Source organism: Hymenobacter sp. FMD4 (genome assembly GCF_058932745.1).
The window spans coordinates 1-18,507 of the sequence record NZ_JBZYWH010000026.1 but is presented as its reverse complement, the minus strand read 5'-3'; the positions used below and the strand labels follow the sequence as shown (position 1 = coordinate 18,507).

Below are 18,507 nucleotides of genomic sequence, written 5' to 3'. Positions count from 1 at the left end.
CGCAGGAGTAATCCTGCGGGGCTCTTTGTTGTGTTTGGCCGTGTGAGGCTGGCTCAGCGGCGGGGCGCTGCTGTCAAGAAACGCTTATTTAAGCGTGAAGGTGGTTTTGCCAATCAAGTTGCCATCGGCGTAGAGTTCCACCGTGTGCGGGCCGATCTTGTATTCGGTGCCTTTGGCGTACACGAACTGCACCGGTTGGCGGGTGTTGTCGTACACGATTTCCTGCTTGGCCGTGTAAAAGGCCTCGTTGCCATCGATGAGAAAAGTGCCGCCGCCCGTGCTTAGGTTATACAGCGCCGAGCCATCGGGCTCCAGCAAGCGCATCATGATTTGTTTGGTTTCCTTCGGCGCTACGTCGTTGCGGGCCAGGTTGAAGGTTACCTTGATTTTCTCCACGCGCTTGGCTTTGAACTCGTTGTCGTCGTCGTCTTTTTCCTTGTTGCGCCGGTTGATGACGCCGATGCGGATGTTTTCGGCCTGCAGGATGGACGCTAGGGCCACCTTTTCACTCAGCTCCTGATTGGTGCGGGCAATGGTGCCGATGGTGTCGGTAAGGCGGTTCTGGCGTTGCTTCAGCGTTTGCGTCTCAGTAAAGAGCATCTCGTTGTCTTGCTTCAACTGCGCAATTTCTTCGTCTTTCTGCCGCAGCTGGCGCTCAAAGTTCTGGGCGCGTTGCTGGTAGCGCTTCTGATCGGCCAGGGAAAACGAGCCGGCACGGAACGAGCGCAGCTTCAGCAAGTCGGCGTTGATGGAAGCAATGCGGGCTTCGAGCGAATCGTTGGCCTGTCCCATGGACTGCAGTTCCTGGCTCTGGCGCTCAAAATCCGCCCGCAGGGTTTCGTACTGCTTAATTTGCTCCTCCAGCTTGGTATCCTTGACTTTGATATCCGCGGCGAGTTGCTCGTTTTGCTTGCTCTTCTGCTGGTTCATGTAGAAGAGAATCCCATTGATGCCCAGCAGCACGAGAAATAGCGCGACAATGAGAAGGACGCGATTATTATTACGGCGTTCGGGAGCTTGCTCTTGTTCCATAAAAGGGGAAAAAGTGATTGATAGCGGACCGGCCCGTGCACGGTCGCAGCGTTACCTTTACGCCAAAAATACACGGATATTGCAGCCGGGCAACTTTACTGCCCAGCTACGAAGCCGCTCATTGTATGGTTCAGCCTGCTTTTGATGCCGCTTATTGGAGCGCCCGCTACGCCAACGGGCGCGACCAATGGGACACCGGCTCCATCACCGAGCCCTTACGCGCGTACTTCCAGCAACTAGGCCCGCCCGATGCCCGGCGCATCCTGATTCCGGGCGCCGGCCGCGCGTATGAGGCTGAGTACCTGCACCAGCAGGGCTGGCCCGCGGTATACGTGGCCGACATTGCCCCGGAGGCTTTGGAAGCCTTGCAGGCGCGGGTACCGGACTTCCCTGCGGCGCATTTGTTGCTTGCTGATTTCTTCGCATTAGAAGGGCCGTTCGACCTTATCGTGGAGCAAACGTTTTTTTGCGCCCTCGATCCGCAGCTCCGCTCCGACTATGCCCGGCAATGCGCTCAGCTGCTGCGGCCGGGTGGTAAGCTGGTGGGCTTGCTGTTTGAGGGCCCGGTGGGTCCCGGCTACGAGCCGCCCTTTGGCGGCACCCGCGACGAATACCGCGGCTACTTCGAGCCTTACTTCGACTTCGTGCACTTCGAAACCGCTCATAATTCTATAAAGCCCCGGCAGGGCCGCGAGCTGTTTATCTGTTTGCAGCGCAAGGTCAACGCCTAGCGCCGGCTGAAAGCAGCGAAGCTGACTTCTGTTCTACTGATTGGCGGACACGTGTCCGCGCCCCTCATATGATTCAATCCCTCACTGCCGCCCTTCCCAATCTTGCGCATGCCAATTCGGGTCAATTCTTCCTGATGGCTGGCCCCTGCGTCATCGAAGGCGAAGACATGGCCCTGCGCATTGCCGAGCAGGTACGTACCCTCTGCGACCGGCTGCAGATTCCGTATATCTTCAAGGGCTCGTACCGCAAAGCCAACCGCTCCCGCATCGATTCCTTTACCGGCATCGGCGACGAAACGGCCCTGCGCATTCTGCAGAAGGTAGGCCGCGAAATCGGGGTGCCCACCGTGACGGACATTCACGAGTCGCAGGAGGCGGCCATGGCGGCCGAGTTCGTGGATGTGCTGCAAATTCCGGCCTTCCTGTGCCGCCAGACCGAGCTGCTGGTAGCCGCGGCCGAAACGGGCAAAGTCGTGAACATCAAGAAAGGCCAGTTCCTGTCGGGCGATGCCATGGGCTTTGCCGTCGATAAGGTAAAACAGTCCGGCAACCCGCACGTCATCCTCACCGACCGCGGCAACTCCTTCGGTTACACCGATCTGGTGGTAGATTTCTTGAACATCCCGGCTATGAAGCGCTTCGGTGTGCCGGTAGTGATGGACGTGACGCACTCTTTGCAGCAGCCCAACCAAAGCAGCGGTGTGACTGGCGGCAAGCCCGAAATGATCCAGACTATTGCCAGCGCCGCCATTGCCGTCGGCGCCGATGGCCTGTTCATCGAAACGCACCCGACACCAGCCACCGCCAAATCCGACGGCGCCAATATGCTGCAGCTCGACCGACTAGAGGCTTTGCTGGAACGCTTGACGCGCGTGCGCGAGGCCGTGCGGTAAAGCTTGATGCAACAGAGAAGTTAGCATCTAATAAGTCATCCTGACGCAGGAAGGACCTTACTACCGTGGTAAGGTCCTTCCTACGTCAGGATGACAGGGGCTATATACTAGTAGAGTAATTATACACCCAGCCCACGCCCTTCAATACGCAACGTGAAATGCTGCTTTGGGGCGTTGCGACGAAAAAACACCAGCCCGATAAAGAACAGGTCCACCGTTAGCCTCACTTCAGGGTGCGCTTTGATGGCTTTCCAGGCCTGTTCCATTTCCCCCGACCAATGGATGTCGTCAAAGACGAAGACCGAATTTTCGGTGCGGTGGGGGAGGCACTGCTCGAAGTAGCGCAGGGTAGGCTCATAGCGGTGGTTGCCATCGAAAAAGGCAAAGTCCAGCGGGCGGTCGAGCTTCGCGAGGGTAGCCGGCAAGGTGTGGTCAAAATTGCCCTGAATCAGCTCGATATTCTGCAGCTGAAGTTCGGCAAAGGTTTCCTGCGCAATAGTCGCCGTTTCGGGGCAACCTTCGAACGTAAGCACGTAGGTGGTGGAGCGCGCTGCGGCCAGATAAGCCGTGGTAAGACCTAACGAAGTGCCCAGCTCCAGCACCGTGGCCGGCTGCAAGTAATTGACGAGACGAAACAACAGCTGCGCCAGCCGCCGTGGCTTGGCCGCCGAACGAGCCACCGCCCGTACCAGCCGCTCGCTGCCCGCGCCCGTCTGGGAGCCGGCGCCATAGTCTGTTATTCGCAGGCGCCGGTCGTCCTCCCGCAATGCGGCCCGGCGGTCTTCTATGGCCTCAAAGGGTGCGTAGTCACCGGTGTGGCAGATGACATCAAGGTAAAGCGAAAAAACAAACGGGGAATGCAGCCCGTGCGCATTCCCCGAACGAAGCCAGTAGCGGAAGTAGCGGAGTGCTTGGCAGAACAAGGGGCAGGAATTGTCGAAGGGCCGGAAAAGAGAAATGGCTGATCGTTCGATTCCGAACAACCAGCCATTTGACCTTGGCAGCCATTTAGCTATTTAATTCAATCGGAACGGCACCACAAGGGTAAACTCGGGAATCTCGACCTCAAAGGTACGGCCGTCAGCCACTCGTTCCATTAGGTAAGTGCCGCGCATCTTGCCGATGCCGGTTTTCAGGTTGCAACCCGATACGTACTGGTGTGCGTCGCCGGGCTCCAGGGTGGGCTGCTGGCCCACCACGCCTTCGCCTTCCACCTCACGTACCACGCCATTGGCGTCGTAAATGTGCCAGTGGCGGCGCAGCAGCTTTACGGTGTATTCGCTGTGGTTGCGAATGTCGATTTTATAGGCAAAAACGAAATGTTCCTGGTTAGGGCTGGAGTATTCGGACAGGTAGCTGGTCGATACGCTGACCGTGACGCCCTGGGTGGTTGTTGAGTTCATGGCGCGAGCCTCGCAGAGGCAATAGGTGAGGGGGTCTGAAAGGTGCTAACAGTAGCCTTTCGGATTTGGTTTACGTACGCATCGGGGCTACGTTTGGCTCCCACTAAATATACGTTTACCCCGCTGAAGGCATGACGGTAAAGATAGAAGAAAGCTGGCGCAAGGTGCTGCAGCCCGAGTTCGAAAAGCCCTACTTTCAGGAGCTTATTCAATTTGTTAAGTCTGAGTACAATACCCAGACGATCTACCCCGCTGGCAACCAGATTTTTCACGCTTTCGACGCCTGCCCATTCGATCAAGTCAAAGTCGTTATTCTGGGTCAGGACCCTTATCACGGGCGTGGGCAGGCACACGGCTTGGCGTTTTCGGTCCAATTCGGCGTTCGGTCACCGCCTTCGCTTATCAATATCTTCAAAGAGCTGGAAAGCGACTTGGGCGTGCCTCGCCCGGACAACGGGAACCTGGACCGCTGGGCTGAGCAAGGTGTACTGCTGCTGAATGCCACGCTCACCGTACGCGCCGCCACGCCCGGCTCGCACCAGAAAAAAGGTTGGGAAGAATTTACCGATGCCGTCATTCAGAAGGTATCGGAGCAAAAAGAGCACGTGGTATTTATTCTTTGGGGTGCCTACGCCCAGAAAAAAGCCGAGCTCATCGATGGCCGGAAGCATTTGGTGTTGAAAGCTGCGCATCCTTCGCCCTACGCGGCTGACAAGGGCTTTTTCGGCTCCAAGCCTTTCAGCAAAACCAACGCTTACCTGCAAGAGCAAGGCCTGAAACCAATTCAGTGGTAGCCGCCACTTGAAGGGAGCTTGGCGCAGATGGCAGCCGCTAGTAGGTTTCTACTGTGGCGTTAGACAACTTAAAAAAAAGTGGTGCCACAACTTTGAGGTTGTGGCACCACTGCAGGGCCTAAAATGGCCGGTGAAACGGTATTTACTTGATGGTGTTGAAGAGGCGGCTCCAGCGAATTTTGCCGCCTATGCTGCTGGCAAACGGGTCCACCGACATCCAGATCAGCACGGCCTTGCCCACGATGTGGTCTTCGGGTACAAAACCCCAGTAGCGCGAGTCGAGGGAGTCGTGGCGGTTGTCGCCCATCATAAAGTAGTAGTTCTGCTTGAAGGTGTAGCTCGTCAGCGGCTGACCGTTCTGCAGAATCTGGCCGTTGGCTACTGTGATGCCTTCGTTGTGCTCGTAGCGCTGAATGATCTTCTGGTAGATCGGAATGTTTTGCGCGGTGAGTTGCACGGTCTGACCCTTCTTCGGCACTGGCAGCGGACCGTAGTTGTCGCGGTTCCAGTTGACCACCTGCGTCGGGGTGGTATGGGGGTAGTCGGGATTGTTGGGGAATACTTCCAACTCGGCCTGACCGGCTTCTGACTTTTCCTGCACCAGGTTTTTGATGAAGGGCTGCTCCTTAAAGAATGCAGCGGTGGTGGCCGTCATATCGGCCATGTAGGCTGGGCCAGTAGGCAGGTAGCCCATCTGCGGTGTGCCGTCGGGCGAGTTGTAGTCCACCACGGCGTTGTCCTGGAACACTTTCGGGCGGATGGGCTCTTCCACCTGCAGGTAGTAACGCGTCTGCGACTGTGGCGGCGTCGGCACTGCCTTTCCGTTCAGAAATACCTCCTGATTGCGGATTTCGAGCATATCGCCGGCTACGGCTACACAACGCTTGATGTAATTGGTGCGCAGGTCGGCCGGGTGTTGATCCTCAAACGGCACATTGAATACCACCACGTCACCGGCTTTTATTTCTGAGAAGCCCGGCAAGCGGTAGGAAGGCAACTGAATCAGGTCGGAATAGCTTTTGGCGGTGGTGCCCCACCAGGTTTGGTGCGTCAGGGGCACCTGCAGCGGCGTTTGGGGCGTGCGCGGCCCGTAGTGCAGCTTGCTCACGAACAGGTAGTCGCCCACGAGCAACGAGTTTTCCATCGACGGCGTGGGAATGGTGTACGCCTCGAAAGTAGCCCAGCGAATAAGCGTGGCGGCCACTACCGCAAACAGAATGGCGTCGCCCCACTCGCGCCAGAATCCTTTGGGCTTCGTCGGCTGCTCGGCCGGCTTTTTCTTCCAGAAAGTAACTGCCATTGAAAACAACAAAGCGGCTAAACCGCCTAAGGGTGTCAGTTAAGAAAATTTGTGCGGCTGAATATCCGATTTTCCGCGTCGATTCGCGCTACTGTTTGGCAAAAGCTAATCGAGCAAGGCAGGGGCCGTACGTCCTATACAAAAAGAACGCGCCGAAACGCGTTCCTTATCTATCGAGCAGTCAAGTAAAAATTACAGGCCCAGCAAGTCTTTCATGCCAAACACACCCTGACGGCTGGGAAGCCACTCGGCCGCCAAGACGGCACCGTGCGCGAAACCTTCGCGGGAATACGCTTCGTGCTTTAGCTCAAGGGCATCGACCGGCGACGAATAGGTAACCACGTGCGTGCCCACCGTCTCAGACAAGCGCTCGGAAATAATGGCCAACTCCTCCGGCGACTGGGCTGGGTCGTTGCGCCATCTTTTCTTTTCGGGGTAGTGACGCATAATCCCTTCCGCCACGGTCAGGGCCGTGCCGCTGGGTTGGTCCACCTTGTGCACGTGGTGAATCTCGCGCACCTGCACGTCGTAGCCGCCGAATTGGTGCATTTTGGCCGCCACGTACTCATTGAAGTGGAAAAACAGGTTTACGCCTACGCTGTAGTTGGAAGCGTAAAACATGGAGCCGTTCTTTTCCTGCACCAACGCCTTGGCCTCCGGAAAGCGGTGCAGCCAGCCCGTGGAGCCGCACACCACCGGCAAGCCCTGCCGCAGGCAGGCCATGACGTTATTAAACGCCGCGTCGGGATGAGTAAACTCAATGGCCACGTCGGCTTCCTGCGGGCTGAACTGACTAATCTGCACTTCCGGGCGCGAGGGGTCCACGATGCCGACAACCTGGTGGCCGCGGCTTATGGCCTGCGCTTCTATGGCCCGGCCCATTTTGCCGTAGCCGATCAACAGAATTTTCATAGAGTCAAAAGCGATGCGGTAAGGCCTGAGCTGGCTTCGACCGCAGCGTAAAGGTAAGGGCCGCGCCGGCTGCTGGGCCACCCAAGGTAGGCACCATTATAGGGTCCCAGCGCAGACTAAGATTGTCGCTCACGTCAAAGTCGTGTAAGTGAGCATCTACCAGTGCATCCAACAGCTGCAGGCCGTAGGCCAAGCCAATGTAAGCAATGAACTGGTCGCGGTTCTTACGGTAGAAATCCAGCGCCTGCTCTTGGTTTGCATCGCCATTGGCATCCTGCGGATAGAGTTGCGGATTGCCGGATAGCGGGCCGGTATCGATGGTGGAAGGACCAGTTTGCCCCCCCCGGCGTGCTTGGCGGGCGAAGTAGCCGTCGCGGAATTCGCGGTAGCGTTTCAGATAAAATAGTTCGCCGTAGATGGTGCCGCCCAGCGCCCCGTACACGAGCGGAAGCTTCCAGTACTTGCGGTTGTACACCTGTCCGGCGCCGGGCAACACAGCCCCCAGCAAGACGGCCTTCGTCGGCCGCGACATGCGCAGGCCCAGCAGCTTCACGTTGCGCCGCACCGAGTCGGGCACGGAAGGACCGGGCTGCACCCGTACCGAATCAGGGCTAGTCGTCACGGCCTGGGCCTGCGCGGTGACGCTCAGAAAAAGCAGCCCCACTGCCAACAGCAATGGGGCCACGGGAAATCGGAAGGATAGTGGGTTGCTCATAGCTGCTACCCCGAACGCGGTTAGGACGGCTGTAGTATGCTGATGATGCGGTGCATGTCTTCAGCCGAGTCGAAGTTGATGCGGATTTCGCCCCGGCCCTGTGCAGTGGGTTTCACTTGAACGCGCGAACCGAAGCGGTCGGACAAATAACGTTCTGCGCGCTTTATCTCCGCTACCGGCAATAGTTGCGCTTCCTCCGTGGGTTGGCCAGCCGGCGTCTTGGCCGCCGGGGTGGCAGGCACACCCTGGCGCACCAGTTGCTCCACGCGGCGCACCGACATTTCCTCGGTCACGATGCGCTCAAACAAATTCAGCTGATACTGCGCATCCTCGACGCTCAATAAGGCGCGGGCGTGGCCCATGCTGATAACGTTGTCGCGCAGGCCGATCTGAATAGCCGGCGGCAGCTTCAGCAGGCGCAGGTAGTTGGTCACGGTCGAGCGGTTTTTGCCCACCCGGTCGCCAAGCTCTTCCTGCTTCAGATTGCACTCACTCACCAGGCGCTGGTAGGAGAGAGCAATTTCGATGGCATTGAGGTTTTCGCGCTGGATGTTCTCGATCAGCGCCATTTCCAGCATCTGCTGGTCATCGGCTTTCCGGATGTAAGCCGGAATCGTTTCCAACCCTGCGATGCGCGACGCCTGCAGGCGTCGCTCCCCCGAAATCAGCTGGTAAGCGGCCGGGCCCATCTGGCGTACCGTGATGGGCTGAATGATGCCTTGTACCCGGATGCTTTCGGCCAGCTCCTGCAGGGCGTCCTGATCGAAGTGCGTACGGGGCTGGAAAGGGTTAGCCTCGATCTGATCCGTGGGAATGAACCCCACCGAATTGACCGGGTGCGGCACCAGCCGTTCGCTCTTCTTTTCGTAGCTACCCTCGATGAGGGCATTCAACCCGCGACCCAGGCCACCTACGCGGCGCTTAGCCAGCGGCGTTGGGGTGGTTTTCTCTTCGTGCTTCTCTGACATACTCACTCTGAGGATCGGCGACCAGATAGCAGCCGCCAGGAATTCAAAAATAGCAGAAAGGCGGCGTAAAGAAGTCACATAAGTTGTGGAACATTTTGTTAAGAGCGAAGAAGAGTGTTGATAAACTGATGGTTATGCGTGGAACAATTTTTTGTTTCGTCTGATAGGAGCTAAAGTCAGGTCGCTGCGGCTCTGGCTTCTGCAGTCAGCATTAGCCTGGCAAAGCACTACTTACACCCACGTAGCAGCGCTATGCAGACAGAAGTTGCAGCGCCAATCAAACATGAGCTCTAGCGAAGCAACTCCAATGCTGTTTAGGTGAAGGCCGCTCTACTCTAGTTTGGGGCATTCCTGCTGCTCGAATTCGGGTGGGTATAGGTATAAGGTAACTGTCCTGCTTCGGCAGGATTGTTCAATTGGCTAATTGTTGATTTGCTCTGATACGGACTATAGCCGCTCGCGCACCAACGTCAGTACGCGTTCCATTTCGCGGCGCACAGTGCTGGTTTCAGCCAAGTGGTTGTTATTCATGAAACTAAACGCCAGCAAGTGTCCCGAGCGGGTGCGCAGGTAGCCGCACAGATTATGGTTGTTGGTAAGCGTGCCGGTTTTGCCCCAGAGCCACAAGCCCTTGGGGTCACGGTACACGCGCCGCAGCGTGCCTTGGCGGCCGCCGGCAGCCAGCAAGTCAAACAGGCGGGGCTGAGGTACCAAGCCGTGCAGCTTAAGTAACAGCGCTACTTGGTTGCGGGGGGTAGTCAGGTTTTGGCGCGACAGGCCTGAGCCATCTACCCAAGCTACAGAATCGGGCAAGTCACGCAACCACTGCCGCCGCGCGTGCCGGATGACGCGGTCGATGCTCAGGGTATCGTGGCCAAGATAAGCGGAGCACAGCAGCAGGGTTTGCTCGGCCAGCAGGTTGTCGCTTACCCGTATAGTGCGCCGCAGCAAGGAGTCAACATTGTTGCTGTAGTACGTGCGAACTGTTTCGCCGGAGCGCAGCTGCCAGCGCACGGGCTGCACGTCGCGCTTTAGAGTATCGCGCAGCAGCGTTAGTAGCAAGGGCTGGCTGGTCCGAAACGGCACTTCATCCACCCAGGCCCGCGGACTCGGAAACCAGGTGAAGCGGTTGGCCTCTGGCTCGCGCAGCAGGTGGTCGGAGCTGGTGGCGCCGGGCGGAGCGGCCTGCACATCGGGCTGAAAGATGCTGGGCCTTACGGCTACGCTCGCCTGACCCGGTTGGCGCTGGTACACGCGCACCGTGTGGCCATAAATGGGAAAAGCGCCACGCTCGGGCTGGAAGTAGTAAGGAAAATCGTCCCAGCTCCAGCCGGGGCCGTATTTGGCGTCGGCCAGGGGCGTTTCGGCGTAAAACAGGCGACCCGGCCAGCGCTGCAGCAGCTCGTAGGCGCGGGTGCTGGGCACGTCGCCGTGCAGGAACGTAGGGTCGCCGGTGCCGCGGAATATGAGCGAATCGCCGCGCACCACGTAGCGCAGGGCCGGCACCGAATCGGGCAGGATACGCAGGGCCGTGTAGAGCGTGAGCAACTTGTGGGTGCTGGCCGGTACGAAGTACTTCTCGGCGTGCCAGCTGGCCAGGGTTTGGCCGGTATTCACATCGGTCAGCTGAAAACCGGCGTGGTGCTGGCGCAGAATAGGCGAATGGTCCAGCTCGCGCACAAGCCAATCGGACGGGGTAGCAGGGAGGGGAGGCTTGGCGAGTGGCGGTCGGTGTTGGGCCGTAGCAACAAACGCAAAGCAAGCAAATAGGGCGGCAGGAAGCAGCAATCGGCGCATGAGACGCCTAAGCTACGGCAGACGCGGTGACTTTAGCTAGCGGTAAGCAGCTTAAGCTGCTGGCCAGCTCGCCGATGGGCCCGCCTTTACCGGTCGAGCAGGCGGCGGTGATAGTTGATTTGGCCGAGATGGTAGGTGAGGTGCGTTGCCAAGTGCGTCAGCAGGTACTCGGTCGACGTTTTGTGCTCGAAGACCAGTACGGGGTACTCCTTATGCAAAACAGCTGCCGGCAGGGCCGTCAGCGCAGAACTTACGACCTCGGTGGTCTCGTCGATGCGGCGCAGTAGGTCCTGGCGGGGCACGTGGCGCTGGGAAAACTCCAGCTCCCGGTTGCGCACGTAGCCGCTGTGGCCAAGCTCCTTGCCGATGTAAGTGTTCAGGTTGCCCAGCAGATGCAGGCACAGGTTGCCGGCCGAATTGGCAATGGCGCCTTCCGTGAGCCACAGGTTTTCCTCGCGGCTGTACAATTCGATTTCCTGGCGCAGTCGCGCCAAGTCCCGGCGAAACAGGGCCACTAAAGTCTCAGTGCTCATGCGAATCCAGGTAGAAAGTGCCCGCCAATACCGTTACGGCCTCCCCGTAAATGCACACGCCGTCGGGCAGTAGCTCGGTGCGCATGTGCCCGGTGCGGGCCGAAGACTGAAACGCCCGTAGCTGCCGCTGCTGCAGTCGGTCGGCCCAGTATTTGGTCAGAAAGGTTTGCACCCCACCCGTGACGGGGTCTTCGTTGGTCCCAGCCCAGGGCCAGAAGTACCGGTAGTGGAAATCGTAGGCGGGCGTGTCGGCGCGGGCCGTTACCAGCACGCCGTTGATGCCGCTGTAGGAGTGCAGCAGGGCCGCAAAATCCGGTTGTAAAGCGGCCAGCACCTGCGCGCTGCCGATTTCGATAAGGATGATTTTGTTGCGCGGACTGTAGCGGGTATTCAGGCACTCCGCCAGTCCCAGGGCCTGTAGCACGGCTGGGGGCACGCTGATTTCCTCGGTTTCGTACACCGGAAAGCGCATGCGGATGCTGCCCTCCACCTGCTCGCACAGCAGCTCCACGCCGGCTTGGTTGATGAACACCACGCGCTGCTGGCCAGTGGTGTCGAACGTGACTTTGGCGGCTGCCAGGGTGGCGTGCCCGCACAGCGGAATTTCCTGTTTGGGCGTGAAAAACCGAATGTGGTAGCCGGCACCCGTTGCCGTGGGCCGGACGAAAGCCGTTTCGGAAAACCCGATTTCGGCTGCGACGTGCTGCATGGTCGCCGGGCTCAACTCGTGCTCGGGCAAGCACACGGCTGCGGGGTTACCTGCAAACCGCGTGGTGGTAAAGGAGTCGACGAAGTAGGATTTCATGCTTCGAAGAGGACGTTGGTAGGGCTAAGGGCGTAGTAAGTGGTCAGTTAAAAGTAACCCGTAGCTTCTTGGCGTCATGCTGAGCTTGTCGAAGCATCTCTACCGTGTACTAACCTCAATGAAGCGGTAGAGATGCTTCGACAAGCTCAGCATAACGTTCTTTTGAGTGCGCTTATTTATGCGCGACTACTTAAGACTGCAGCCGCTTAACCAGCTGTTTCACGCCTTGCTGCCAAGCTGGGTAGTGGTCTTCGTTCTCGGCCCAAAGCTCATTGAGCTCAGAATCTTCGCCCAAGACTTTCTTGAGCGCCCGTACTGCTTTAGGGCGTAAGCCGGCCAATCGGACCTCGGGGTACCGGACCGGAAACGTATCCACGTCCAGCGGTTCTTCGTCATCGGGCGCCGAAAACGTGGTTCCGTTGACCTGCCGATCGACGTACGCTGCCGCCACAATAACGGCGTTGCCCTCATCTGTTTCGAGGTAGTCGGCGTCAATTGCGCGGTCAAACGCGTCGGTAAGCACCTCTTCAGGATTATCGGATTCTTCGACTTCGGCCATGAAGTCAAGCGCAGTATCATCCTCAAAATATCCGTGGCCCCAGGCTCCCATAATATCAATGGTTTAGAAAGGAAAAGTAAAGAAGACCGTTAGCGAACCGGCTGACGGGTGTTGACTTATGGTATCATCACTCGCGGCCCCAGATACTTCGGCTCCCGGCTGATCAGGTAATCGACGAACAGCTTCACCCGCGCCAGCTTTTCCCGGGCCTGCACCCGCAGCCCGGCCACGCGGTCCACGTCGCGGGCGTTGAAGCCCACGGCCGTAATGCCTTCGTGTGCGGCTAGGTACAGGGCCCGCTCGTTGTGGAAGGGCTGCGAAATGATGGTGGCCGAATCCTGCCCAAACACTTTTTTCAAGCGCACCACCGAGTCCAAGGTGCGGAAGCCGGCATAATCCAGGAAAATGCGCGTCGAATCGATGCCGGCGTCAACCAAATCGTGCTTCATCTGCACCGGCTCGTTGTAGCCGTGACGGCCGTTGTCGCCGCTGACGACTAGGTACTTGATTTTATCGGCGCGCAGCAGATCAAGCGCTGCCTCGATGCGGTAGTGGTAGTAAGGGTTAGGTTTGCCGCTTGGCAGGTACTTGCCGGTACCAAGCAACAGGCCAACGCGGTGATAAGGAGTGGTTGCAACCTGCGAGTACAGCCGGCCTTGGGCTTGCTGGTCGATGACCTTATTGCAGAAATAGATGGCCACGGCCGCCAGAGCGGGTAATGCCGACCCAACAAGTAGGATAGTAATCTTTCGGCGCATGCTGATTGGAGGATAGATGGATGCTCATGTCTAGATCAGCGAAAGATAGCGGCGAGTAGTAAACGGCAGCTGAGGCGGTGGGTGGAAAATTGAAAATCTTGACGACAGCGGTAAAGACAAAGGAACCCCAAGTCTTTCCCGTACCTTTGTTTCCCGTTATGCCAGACCGACACCTCACCCCCCCGGCTGCGACGGCCAAGTACATTTTTGTAACAGGTGGAGTTACCTCCTCGCTGGGCAAAGGCATCATCTCGGCCTCCCTGGCCAAGCTGTTGCAAGCCCGCGGCTTCCGGGTCACCATCCAGAAGTTCGACCCCTACATCAACATCGATCCGGGCACGCTCAACCCCTACGAACACGGGGAGTGCTACGTGACCGACGACGGCGCCGAAACCGACCTCGACCTCGGCCACTACGAGCGGTTCCTGAACGTGCCCACCTCGCAGGCCAACAACGTGACCACCGGCCGCATCTACGATGCCGTCATACGGAAGGAGCGCGAAGGCGCTTACCTCGGCAAGACGGTGCAGGTGGTGCCCCACATCACCGACGAAATCAAGCGGCGCATGCTGCTGCTGGGCCAAAGCGACGAGTTCGACGTGGTCATCACCGAAATCGGCGGCTGCATCGGCGACATTGAGTCCTTGCCCTTCGTGGAGGCCGTGCGCCAGCTGCGCTGGGAGCTGCCGCCCCACGATTCCCTGGTGATTCACCTCACGCTGCTGCCGTACTTGGCTGCTGCCAAGGAGCTCAAGACCAAGCCCACCCAGCACTCGGTGCGCGACCTGCGCGAGGCCGGCTTGCAGCCCGATATTCTGGTGTGCCGCTCGGAGCACCCCATCCCGACGGAGATGCGCAAGAAGATTGCCTTGTTCTGCAACGTGCAGATCAACTCGGTTATCGAGGCGCTCGACGCCGACTCCATTTACTCCGTGCCGCTGCTCATGCGCAAGGAGAAGCTGGATGAGCGCGTCATTAAGAAGATGAAGCTGACCGGCAGCCTGCCCGAGCCCGATCTGGAGGCGTGGAAGGAGTTTTTGGGCCACCTCAAGAACCCGACCGAGGAAGTCACCGTGGCGCTGGTGGGCAAATACGTGGAGCTGCCCGATGCCTACAAGTCCATCCTGGAAGCCTTCGTGCACGCCGGAGCGCACAACGAGTGCAAGGTGACGGTGCGCATGATTCAATCGGAGCACATTTCGGCTGAAAACGTGGGCCAGATGCTGCAGGGTGTGGATGGTGTGCTGGTAGCGCCGGGCTTCGGCGAACGGGGCTTTGAAGGCAAGCTAGCGGCTATCCGGTACGTGCGGGAAGAAGGCATTCCGTTCTTCGGCATTTGCCTGGGCATGCAGTGCGCCGTGGTGGAGTTTGCGCGCAACGTACTGGGACTGCAGGGCGCCAACTCTACGGAAATGGACCCCCAAACGCCGCACCCGGTTATCGGGCTGATGGCCGAGCAGAAGAACATCACCCAGAAGGGCGGTACCATGCGCCTTGGCGCTTACGCCTGCGAGCTGCGCAAAGGCTCCAAAGCGGCCAAAGCCTATGGGCGCAACCATATTGAGGAGCGCCACCGCCACCGCTACGAGTTCAATAACGAATTCTTGAAGCAATTTGAGGCCGCGGGCATGATTGCCTCGGGCATCAACCCCGATACCGGGCTGGTAGAAATGATTGAGCTGCGAGACCATCCGTGGTTTGTGGCTGGGCAGTTTCACCCCGAGCTGAAGAGCACGGTCCAGAATCCACATCCGCTGTTTGTGCGGTTTGTGCGGGCCGCCATTCAGCACCACAAGCAGCAAGTAGCGGTAGCCTAAGCCGGTCCAGACAGCAATAGCGCGGACTTCAGTCCGCGTCCACAGAGAATAATTTTGTCGTGTTCAGCGGCTAAGAATTATATCTGCAGGACGCGGACTGAAGTCCGCGCTACGTTGTTCTTCGGCCATTTTGGCACACCCTGCCCGCTGCGCCCGGTTGTTGTGAGCGGGCGGAACCCAAGCAGCAACACCCGTGGTTGTAATCAGTTCGCTGATTGCCACGTACTTTTGCGGCTCCTTTTGGTGGTGCTGGGCTAAGGCCTGGCGCTAACTGCCTTTTACCCAATACCTAATCCATTCATGGATAAGAATCAGGCCACGGGCCTAATGCTCATTTCGGCCCTGCTGCTGGTGTATCTGTTCTTCTTCCAGCCGAAGAAGGAGGAGCAAGCTCAGGAGCAAGCCAAGCCGGCCGCTGCAGCGGCGGCCCGTCCGGATACCGCTACGACGGTTGCCGCCCAACTCGACTCTGCCACCATGGTACGGACGCTCGGCGCTTTCGCTGCCGCGGCCCAGGGCGAAACGCAGACTGTAGAGCTGCGCAACGAAAAAATCACCGTGTCGCTGACTTCGCGTGGCGGCCGTCCGCAGGTGGTGCGCCTGAACGAGGAAAAGACCTTCTTCGGTCAGCCGCTGTACCTGATGGATAAGCAGAGCGGCAACATCGATCTGGAAGTGCCCATGACCGACGGGCGCCGCATTAAGCTGTCTAGCCTGAACTTCCGCCCTTCGCCGGTGCAGCCGGTGACGGAAGGGGAGAAGCAGGGCCAGCAGGTGCAGTTCGTGGCCGAAGTAGCACCGGGGCAGCAGATTGTACAGACGTACACACTGTACAACAACAGCTACCAGATGGGCTACAACCTGAAGTTTCAGGGCCTGGCTGGTCTCGTGACGGCTGATCCGCTGACGTATACCTGGCTGGACCGCGTGCGCCAGACCGAGCAGAGCGCCAAGCAGAACCGCAACCACTCGACTATTAACTACTACCTAGCCGAGGACGACCTGGGTTCCATTACGGAAGCTAGCGAAAGCCCCGAGGAACAGACGGCCCCCGGCCCCGTGAAGTGGCTCGGCCACAAGCACGACTTCTTCACGGCGGGTCTGATTGCCGACAAGCAGTTTGCCAGCGGCAAGTTCAACTCCAACGTGAACTTGGAGGATTCTACCTTCCTGAAGACGCTGCTGAGCACCGTGCAGATTCCGGCCGCCGATGTGCAAACGGCCAGGGGCGCGGGCTTCCAGTACTACTTCGGGCCGAACTCCTTCCCGATCCTGAAGAAAGTAACGCCCAACTTTGAGCGCAACGTGTACCTGGGCTGGGGCGTGTTCCGCTACGTGAACCGCTTCCTGGTAATTCCGGTCTTCAATTTTCTGGAGCAATACATCAGCAACTACGGTATCATTATCGTAATTCTGGTGGTACTTATTAAGCTGGCATTCTGGCCGCTGGTGTACAAATCGTACCTCTCGCAGGCCAAGATGCGCGTGCTGAAGCCCGAAATCGACGCCATCAAGGAAAAGCTTGGCGACGACCAGATGGCTATTCAGCAGGAAACCATGAAGCTCTACCAGAGCACTGGTGCCAGCCCGCTGAGCGGCTGCTTGCCCATGCTGGCCACGCTGCCCGTGCTGTTTGCACTGTTTCAGTTCTTCCCTAACGCCATTGAGCTACGCGGGCAGGCATTCTTGTGGGCGCAGGACCTGAGCACCTACGACGACCCGATACGCCTTCCGTTTGAGGTGCCCTTCCTCGGCAATCACATCAGCCTTTTCACCCTGCTGATGACCATCTCGACGCTGCTGATGACCTGGCAGAGCAACCAGATGAACCCTGCCGCCATGCAAGGCCCGATGAAGTTCTACAGCTACCTGATGCCGCTGATCTTCTTCTTTGTGCTGAATGATTTCCCGGCTGGTCTGACTTGGTACTACTTCGTCTCGAACATCGTCACCTTCGGGCAGCAGGCCATTACCCGCACCTTCGTCGACGAAGACAAGCTTCATGCGCAGTTGCAAGCCAACAAGGAAAAAAACAAGGACAAGAAGCCTTCCGGCTTTGCGGCCCGCTTGCAGGATGCCATGAAACAGGCGCAGGAGCGCGAAGTAGAAGACCGCAAACAGCAGAAGACCAAGAAAAAATAATTTTATCCTGATAGTCAATATTTTAAAAGCCTCTCAACCAACGGTCGGGAGGCTTTTTTCTGTTCGAATATTAGCTACTTGCAGTGTTGGTCCGCTTTTTGGAATTCGAGCCAGCACATCCTCTCTCAACAACTGCTATGCGCTCATCCTTACTTCCTTTAGCCTTCTTGCTGCTCGGCACGCTGCCGGCTTGTACCGTCAATTACTACGTGGGTGGGCGGCGTCCGCTACCACCCGTTGCAACGCAAGGGGGCTACGACTATGATTATCCTACGCCGTCCCCCGGCCCTGTGGTAGCTGGACCGGCTGCTCCCACCGGCCCTACGCGGGTGCCACCACGTACGCCCCCTCCGCGCACGACCCCAGCTCCGGGCAGCGGGCCGACAACACCCGCCCCGAGCAGCCCCTCTCAGCCGCCATTACTACCTACGGCTCCGCCTAAGCCGGCTCCAAGTACACCGTCTCAACCCGCGCAGCCACCGCTGTTGCCAACGGCGCCGCCGAAGCCAGCACCGGGCACGCCGGCCCAGCCCACAACCGTTGGGGAGCAGCCCGATGCGCCTGTGATATTGCCCACAGCACCGCCCAAGCGGCCAGTGCCAGCTCAGCCGAGTCAGCATACGCCTACTGACCAACCGGGCGATGCACCGGTGATTCTGCCTACTGCCCCACCCAAGCGCCCTGTAAAGCCCTCAGTGCTGCCTACAGCCCCTCCTAAGCAGCCGCAGCCGGTGAAAGCGGACGAGCCGGCCGATTCGCCGGTGATTCTGCCGACGGCTCCGCCTAAGCCGGCGCCGAGCCCCTCCGGCCCCGGGCGCATCGTTGACGAAGCGCCAGCGCCGACGGCTGAGCCGACGCAATCGAGCCCGCTGCTGCCCACGGCACCGCCTAAGCGGCCACGGGTAGAAGACGTACAAGCTCCGGGTCCAGGTGTAGAAACCGGTAGCGTAGGGCAATCATCAGCAGCGCCGGTGCTCATTTTCCGCAAGACGCCGTGCCTGGGTCCGTGCCCGCACTTCGATGCCAACATCTACGCCAATGGCCGGGTGCAGTACATCGGTTACAACCATGTACAGAAAATGGGCACGCACGAACTGCACTTGCCAGCGGCGGTAGTGAAATCCATGCTAAGCCAAGTCTATGAAAGCGGCTTTTTCAACCTGAATAATCAGTATATGAGCGGTGCCACCGATATGCCTTCCACCTTTTTGACGGTGAACGTGCCCGGTCGCCCGGCCAAGACGGTGCAGGTGGAAGAGGGTGCCCCCGTGGAGCTGATGAGCCTGCTGACTTACATCGGTAAAGAGGTAGATACGATAAGCGGCGGCGCCGGCGGCGCTGAACGCTA

18 protein-coding genes are annotated in these 18,507 nt (G+C 58.6%); 6 read left to right on the top strand and 12 right to left on the bottom strand.

All coding sequences use genetic code 11. The features are described from left to right. Positions 1-84 precede the first annotated feature (84 nt). The gene (locus tag AC5FXY_RS18740) at positions 85-1,032 is read right to left on the bottom strand and encodes a DUF8428 domain-containing protein (protein WP_493558246.1); all 948 of its coding nucleotides are present in this window, start codon (positions 1,030-1,032) and stop codon (positions 85-87) included. 125 nt (positions 1,033-1,157) lie between these two features. Here AC5FXY_RS18740 and AC5FXY_RS18735 point away from each other — a divergent pair, with 125 nt between their 5' ends. After that, a complete protein-coding gene (locus AC5FXY_RS18735) occupies positions 1,158-1,763 on the top strand; it encodes a methyltransferase domain-containing protein (protein ID WP_493558245.1) in 606 nt (201 codons plus the stop codon). 68 nt (positions 1,764-1,831) lie between these two features. Beyond that, a complete protein-coding gene (gene kdsA, locus AC5FXY_RS18730) occupies positions 1,832-2,656 on the top strand; it encodes a 3-deoxy-8-phosphooctulonate synthase (protein ID WP_493558244.1) in 825 nt (274 codons plus the stop codon). Between the two features lie 119 nt (positions 2,657-2,775). Here the strand turns inward: kdsA and AC5FXY_RS18725 are convergent, their stop codons facing one another. Together AC5FXY_RS18725 and apaG are read right to left on the bottom strand one after the other, a co-directional pair. Further along, entirely contained in the window at positions 2,776-3,579 is an 804-nt protein-coding gene (locus AC5FXY_RS18725; RefSeq protein WP_493558243.1) for an O-methyltransferase, read from the bottom strand. A gap of 93 nt (positions 3,580-3,672) precedes the next feature. Beyond that, positions 3,673-4,059: a Co2+/Mg2+ efflux facilitator ApaG/CorD gene (apaG, locus tag AC5FXY_RS18720; protein WP_493558242.1), complete on the bottom strand. Its 387-nt coding sequence runs from the start codon at positions 4,057-4,059 to the stop codon at positions 3,673-3,675. A 131-nt stretch (positions 4,060-4,190) separates the two neighbouring features. Here apaG and AC5FXY_RS18715 point away from each other — a divergent pair, with 131 nt between their 5' ends. Further along, a complete protein-coding gene (locus AC5FXY_RS18715; RefSeq protein ID WP_493558241.1) occupies positions 4,191-4,853 on the top strand; it encodes a uracil-DNA glycosylase in 663 nt (220 codons plus the stop codon). A 142-nt stretch (positions 4,854-4,995) separates the two neighbouring features. On the opposite strand, the gene lepB is transcribed toward AC5FXY_RS18715, so the two are convergent. The 9 genes from lepB to AC5FXY_RS18670 form a co-directional block, all read right to left on the bottom strand. Continuing rightward, positions 4,996-6,153, bottom strand: coding sequence for a signal peptidase I (lepB, locus tag AC5FXY_RS18710; protein ID WP_493558240.1), 1,158 nt, complete (start codon positions 6,151-6,153; stop codon positions 4,996-4,998). A gap of 192 nt (positions 6,154-6,345) precedes the next feature. Then, the gene (gene dapB, locus AC5FXY_RS18705; RefSeq protein WP_493558239.1) at positions 6,346-7,065 is read right to left on the bottom strand and encodes a 4-hydroxy-tetrahydrodipicolinate reductase; all 720 of its coding nucleotides are present in this window, start codon (positions 7,063-7,065) and stop codon (positions 6,346-6,348) included. Positions 7,066-7,069: 4 nt separating this feature from the next. Continuing rightward, complete coding sequence (locus AC5FXY_RS18700; protein ID WP_493558238.1) at positions 7,070-7,780, bottom strand: DUF5683 domain-containing protein; 711 nt, start codon at positions 7,778-7,780, stop codon at positions 7,070-7,072. Positions 7,781-7,800: 20 nt separating this feature from the next. Next, positions 7,801-8,748, bottom strand: a complete 948-nt coding sequence (locus AC5FXY_RS18695) for a ParB/RepB/Spo0J family partition protein (protein WP_493558237.1) — start codon at positions 8,746-8,748, stop codon at positions 7,801-7,803. Positions 8,749-9,195: 447 nt separating this feature from the next. Then, on the bottom strand, positions 9,196-10,545 hold the full coding sequence (locus AC5FXY_RS18690) for a D-alanyl-D-alanine carboxypeptidase/D-alanyl-D-alanine-endopeptidase (protein WP_493558236.1): 1,350 nt from the start codon (positions 10,543-10,545) through the stop codon (positions 9,196-9,198). Between the two features lie 86 nt (positions 10,546-10,631). After that, positions 10,632-11,078 carry a DinB family protein gene (locus AC5FXY_RS18685; RefSeq protein WP_493558235.1) on the bottom strand — a complete coding sequence of 149 codons (447 nt, stop codon included), beginning with the start codon at positions 11,076-11,078 and terminating at the stop codon, positions 10,632-10,634. Next, positions 11,068-11,883 (bottom strand): PhzF family phenazine biosynthesis protein, encoded by an 816-nt coding sequence (locus tag AC5FXY_RS18680; RefSeq protein ID WP_493558234.1) that lies wholly within the window; start codon positions 11,881-11,883, stop codon positions 11,068-11,070. The genes AC5FXY_RS18685 and AC5FXY_RS18680 overlap by 11 nt, the downstream gene beginning before the upstream one ends. Positions 11,884-12,073: 190 nt before the next feature. Then, positions 12,074-12,493, bottom strand: coding sequence for a DUF4259 domain-containing protein (locus AC5FXY_RS18675; RefSeq protein ID WP_493558233.1), 420 nt, complete (start codon positions 12,491-12,493; stop codon positions 12,074-12,076). A gap of 65 nt (positions 12,494-12,558) precedes the next feature. Continuing rightward, the gene (locus tag AC5FXY_RS18670) at positions 12,559-13,200 is read right to left on the bottom strand and encodes a SanA/YdcF family protein (RefSeq protein WP_493558232.1); all 642 of its coding nucleotides are present in this window, start codon (positions 13,198-13,200) and stop codon (positions 12,559-12,561) included. 158 nt (positions 13,201-13,358) lie between these two features. On the opposite strand from AC5FXY_RS18670, the gene pyrG reads away from it, so the two are divergent. The 3 genes from pyrG to AC5FXY_RS18655 all read left to right on the top strand — a co-directional run. Beyond that, positions 13,359-15,017, top strand: coding sequence for a CTP synthase (pyrG, locus tag AC5FXY_RS18665; RefSeq protein WP_493558231.1), 1,659 nt, complete (start codon positions 13,359-13,361; stop codon positions 15,015-15,017). 300 nt (positions 15,018-15,317) lie between these two features. Beyond that, entirely contained in the window at positions 15,318-17,159 is a 1,842-nt protein-coding gene (gene yidC / locus AC5FXY_RS18660; RefSeq protein WP_493558230.1) for a membrane protein insertase YidC, read from the top strand. A gap of 137 nt (positions 17,160-17,296) precedes the next feature. Beyond that, a partial coding sequence (locus tag AC5FXY_RS18655) for a DUF6438 domain-containing protein (protein WP_493558229.1) occupies positions 17,297-18,507 on the top strand: 1,211 nt, incomplete at its 3' end.

What these genes read in the sequence shown, in the direction of transcription:
- AC5FXY_RS18700 (WP_493558238.1), bottom strand. Translation starts at nt 7,780, where the DNA reads ATGAGCAACCCACTATCCTTCCGATTTCCCGTGGCCCCATTGCTGTTG.
- AC5FXY_RS18690 (WP_493558236.1), bottom strand. Translation starts at nt 10,545, where the DNA reads ATGCGCCGATTGCTGCTTCCTGCCGCCCTATTTGCTTGCTTTGCGTTT.
- dapB (WP_493558239.1), bottom strand. Translation starts at nt 7,065, where the DNA reads ATGAAAATTCTGTTGATCGGCTACGGCAAAATGGGCCGGGCCATAGAA.
- AC5FXY_RS18670 (WP_493558232.1), bottom strand. Translation starts at nt 13,200, where the DNA reads ATGCGCCGAAAGATTACTATCCTACTTGTTGGGTCGGCATTACCCGCT.
- AC5FXY_RS18685 (WP_493558235.1), bottom strand. Translation starts at nt 11,078, where the DNA reads ATGAGCACTGAGACTTTAGTGGCCCTGTTTCGCCGGGACTTGGCGCGA.
- apaG (WP_493558242.1), bottom strand. Translation starts at nt 4,059, where the DNA reads ATGAACTCAACAACCACCCAGGGCGTCACGGTCAGCGTATCGACCAGC.
- yidC (WP_493558230.1), top strand. Translation starts at nt 15,318, where the DNA reads ATGGATAAGAATCAGGCCACGGGCCTAATGCTCATTTCGGCCCTGCTG.
- AC5FXY_RS18695 (WP_493558237.1), bottom strand. Translation starts at nt 8,748, where the DNA reads ATGTCAGAGAAGCACGAAGAGAAAACCACCCCAACGCCGCTGGCTAAG.
- AC5FXY_RS18675 (WP_493558233.1), bottom strand. Translation starts at nt 12,493, where the DNA reads ATGGGAGCCTGGGGCCACGGATATTTTGAGGATGATACTGCGCTTGAC.
- AC5FXY_RS18715 (WP_493558241.1), top strand. Translation starts at nt 4,191, where the DNA reads ATGACGGTAAAGATAGAAGAAAGCTGGCGCAAGGTGCTGCAGCCCGAG.
- AC5FXY_RS18735 (WP_493558245.1), top strand. Translation starts at nt 1,158, where the DNA reads ATGGTTCAGCCTGCTTTTGATGCCGCTTATTGGAGCGCCCGCTACGCC.
- kdsA (WP_493558244.1), top strand. Translation starts at nt 1,832, where the DNA reads ATGATTCAATCCCTCACTGCCGCCCTTCCCAATCTTGCGCATGCCAAT.
- AC5FXY_RS18740 (WP_493558246.1), bottom strand. Translation starts at nt 1,032, where the DNA reads ATGGAACAAGAGCAAGCTCCCGAACGCCGTAATAATAATCGCGTCCTT.
- pyrG (WP_493558231.1), top strand. Translation starts at nt 13,359, where the DNA reads ATGCCAGACCGACACCTCACCCCCCCGGCTGCGACGGCCAAGTACATT.
- lepB (WP_493558240.1), bottom strand. Translation starts at nt 6,153, where the DNA reads ATGGCAGTTACTTTCTGGAAGAAAAAGCCGGCCGAGCAGCCGACGAAG.
- AC5FXY_RS18680 (WP_493558234.1), bottom strand. Translation starts at nt 11,883, where the DNA reads ATGAAATCCTACTTCGTCGACTCCTTTACCACCACGCGGTTTGCAGGT.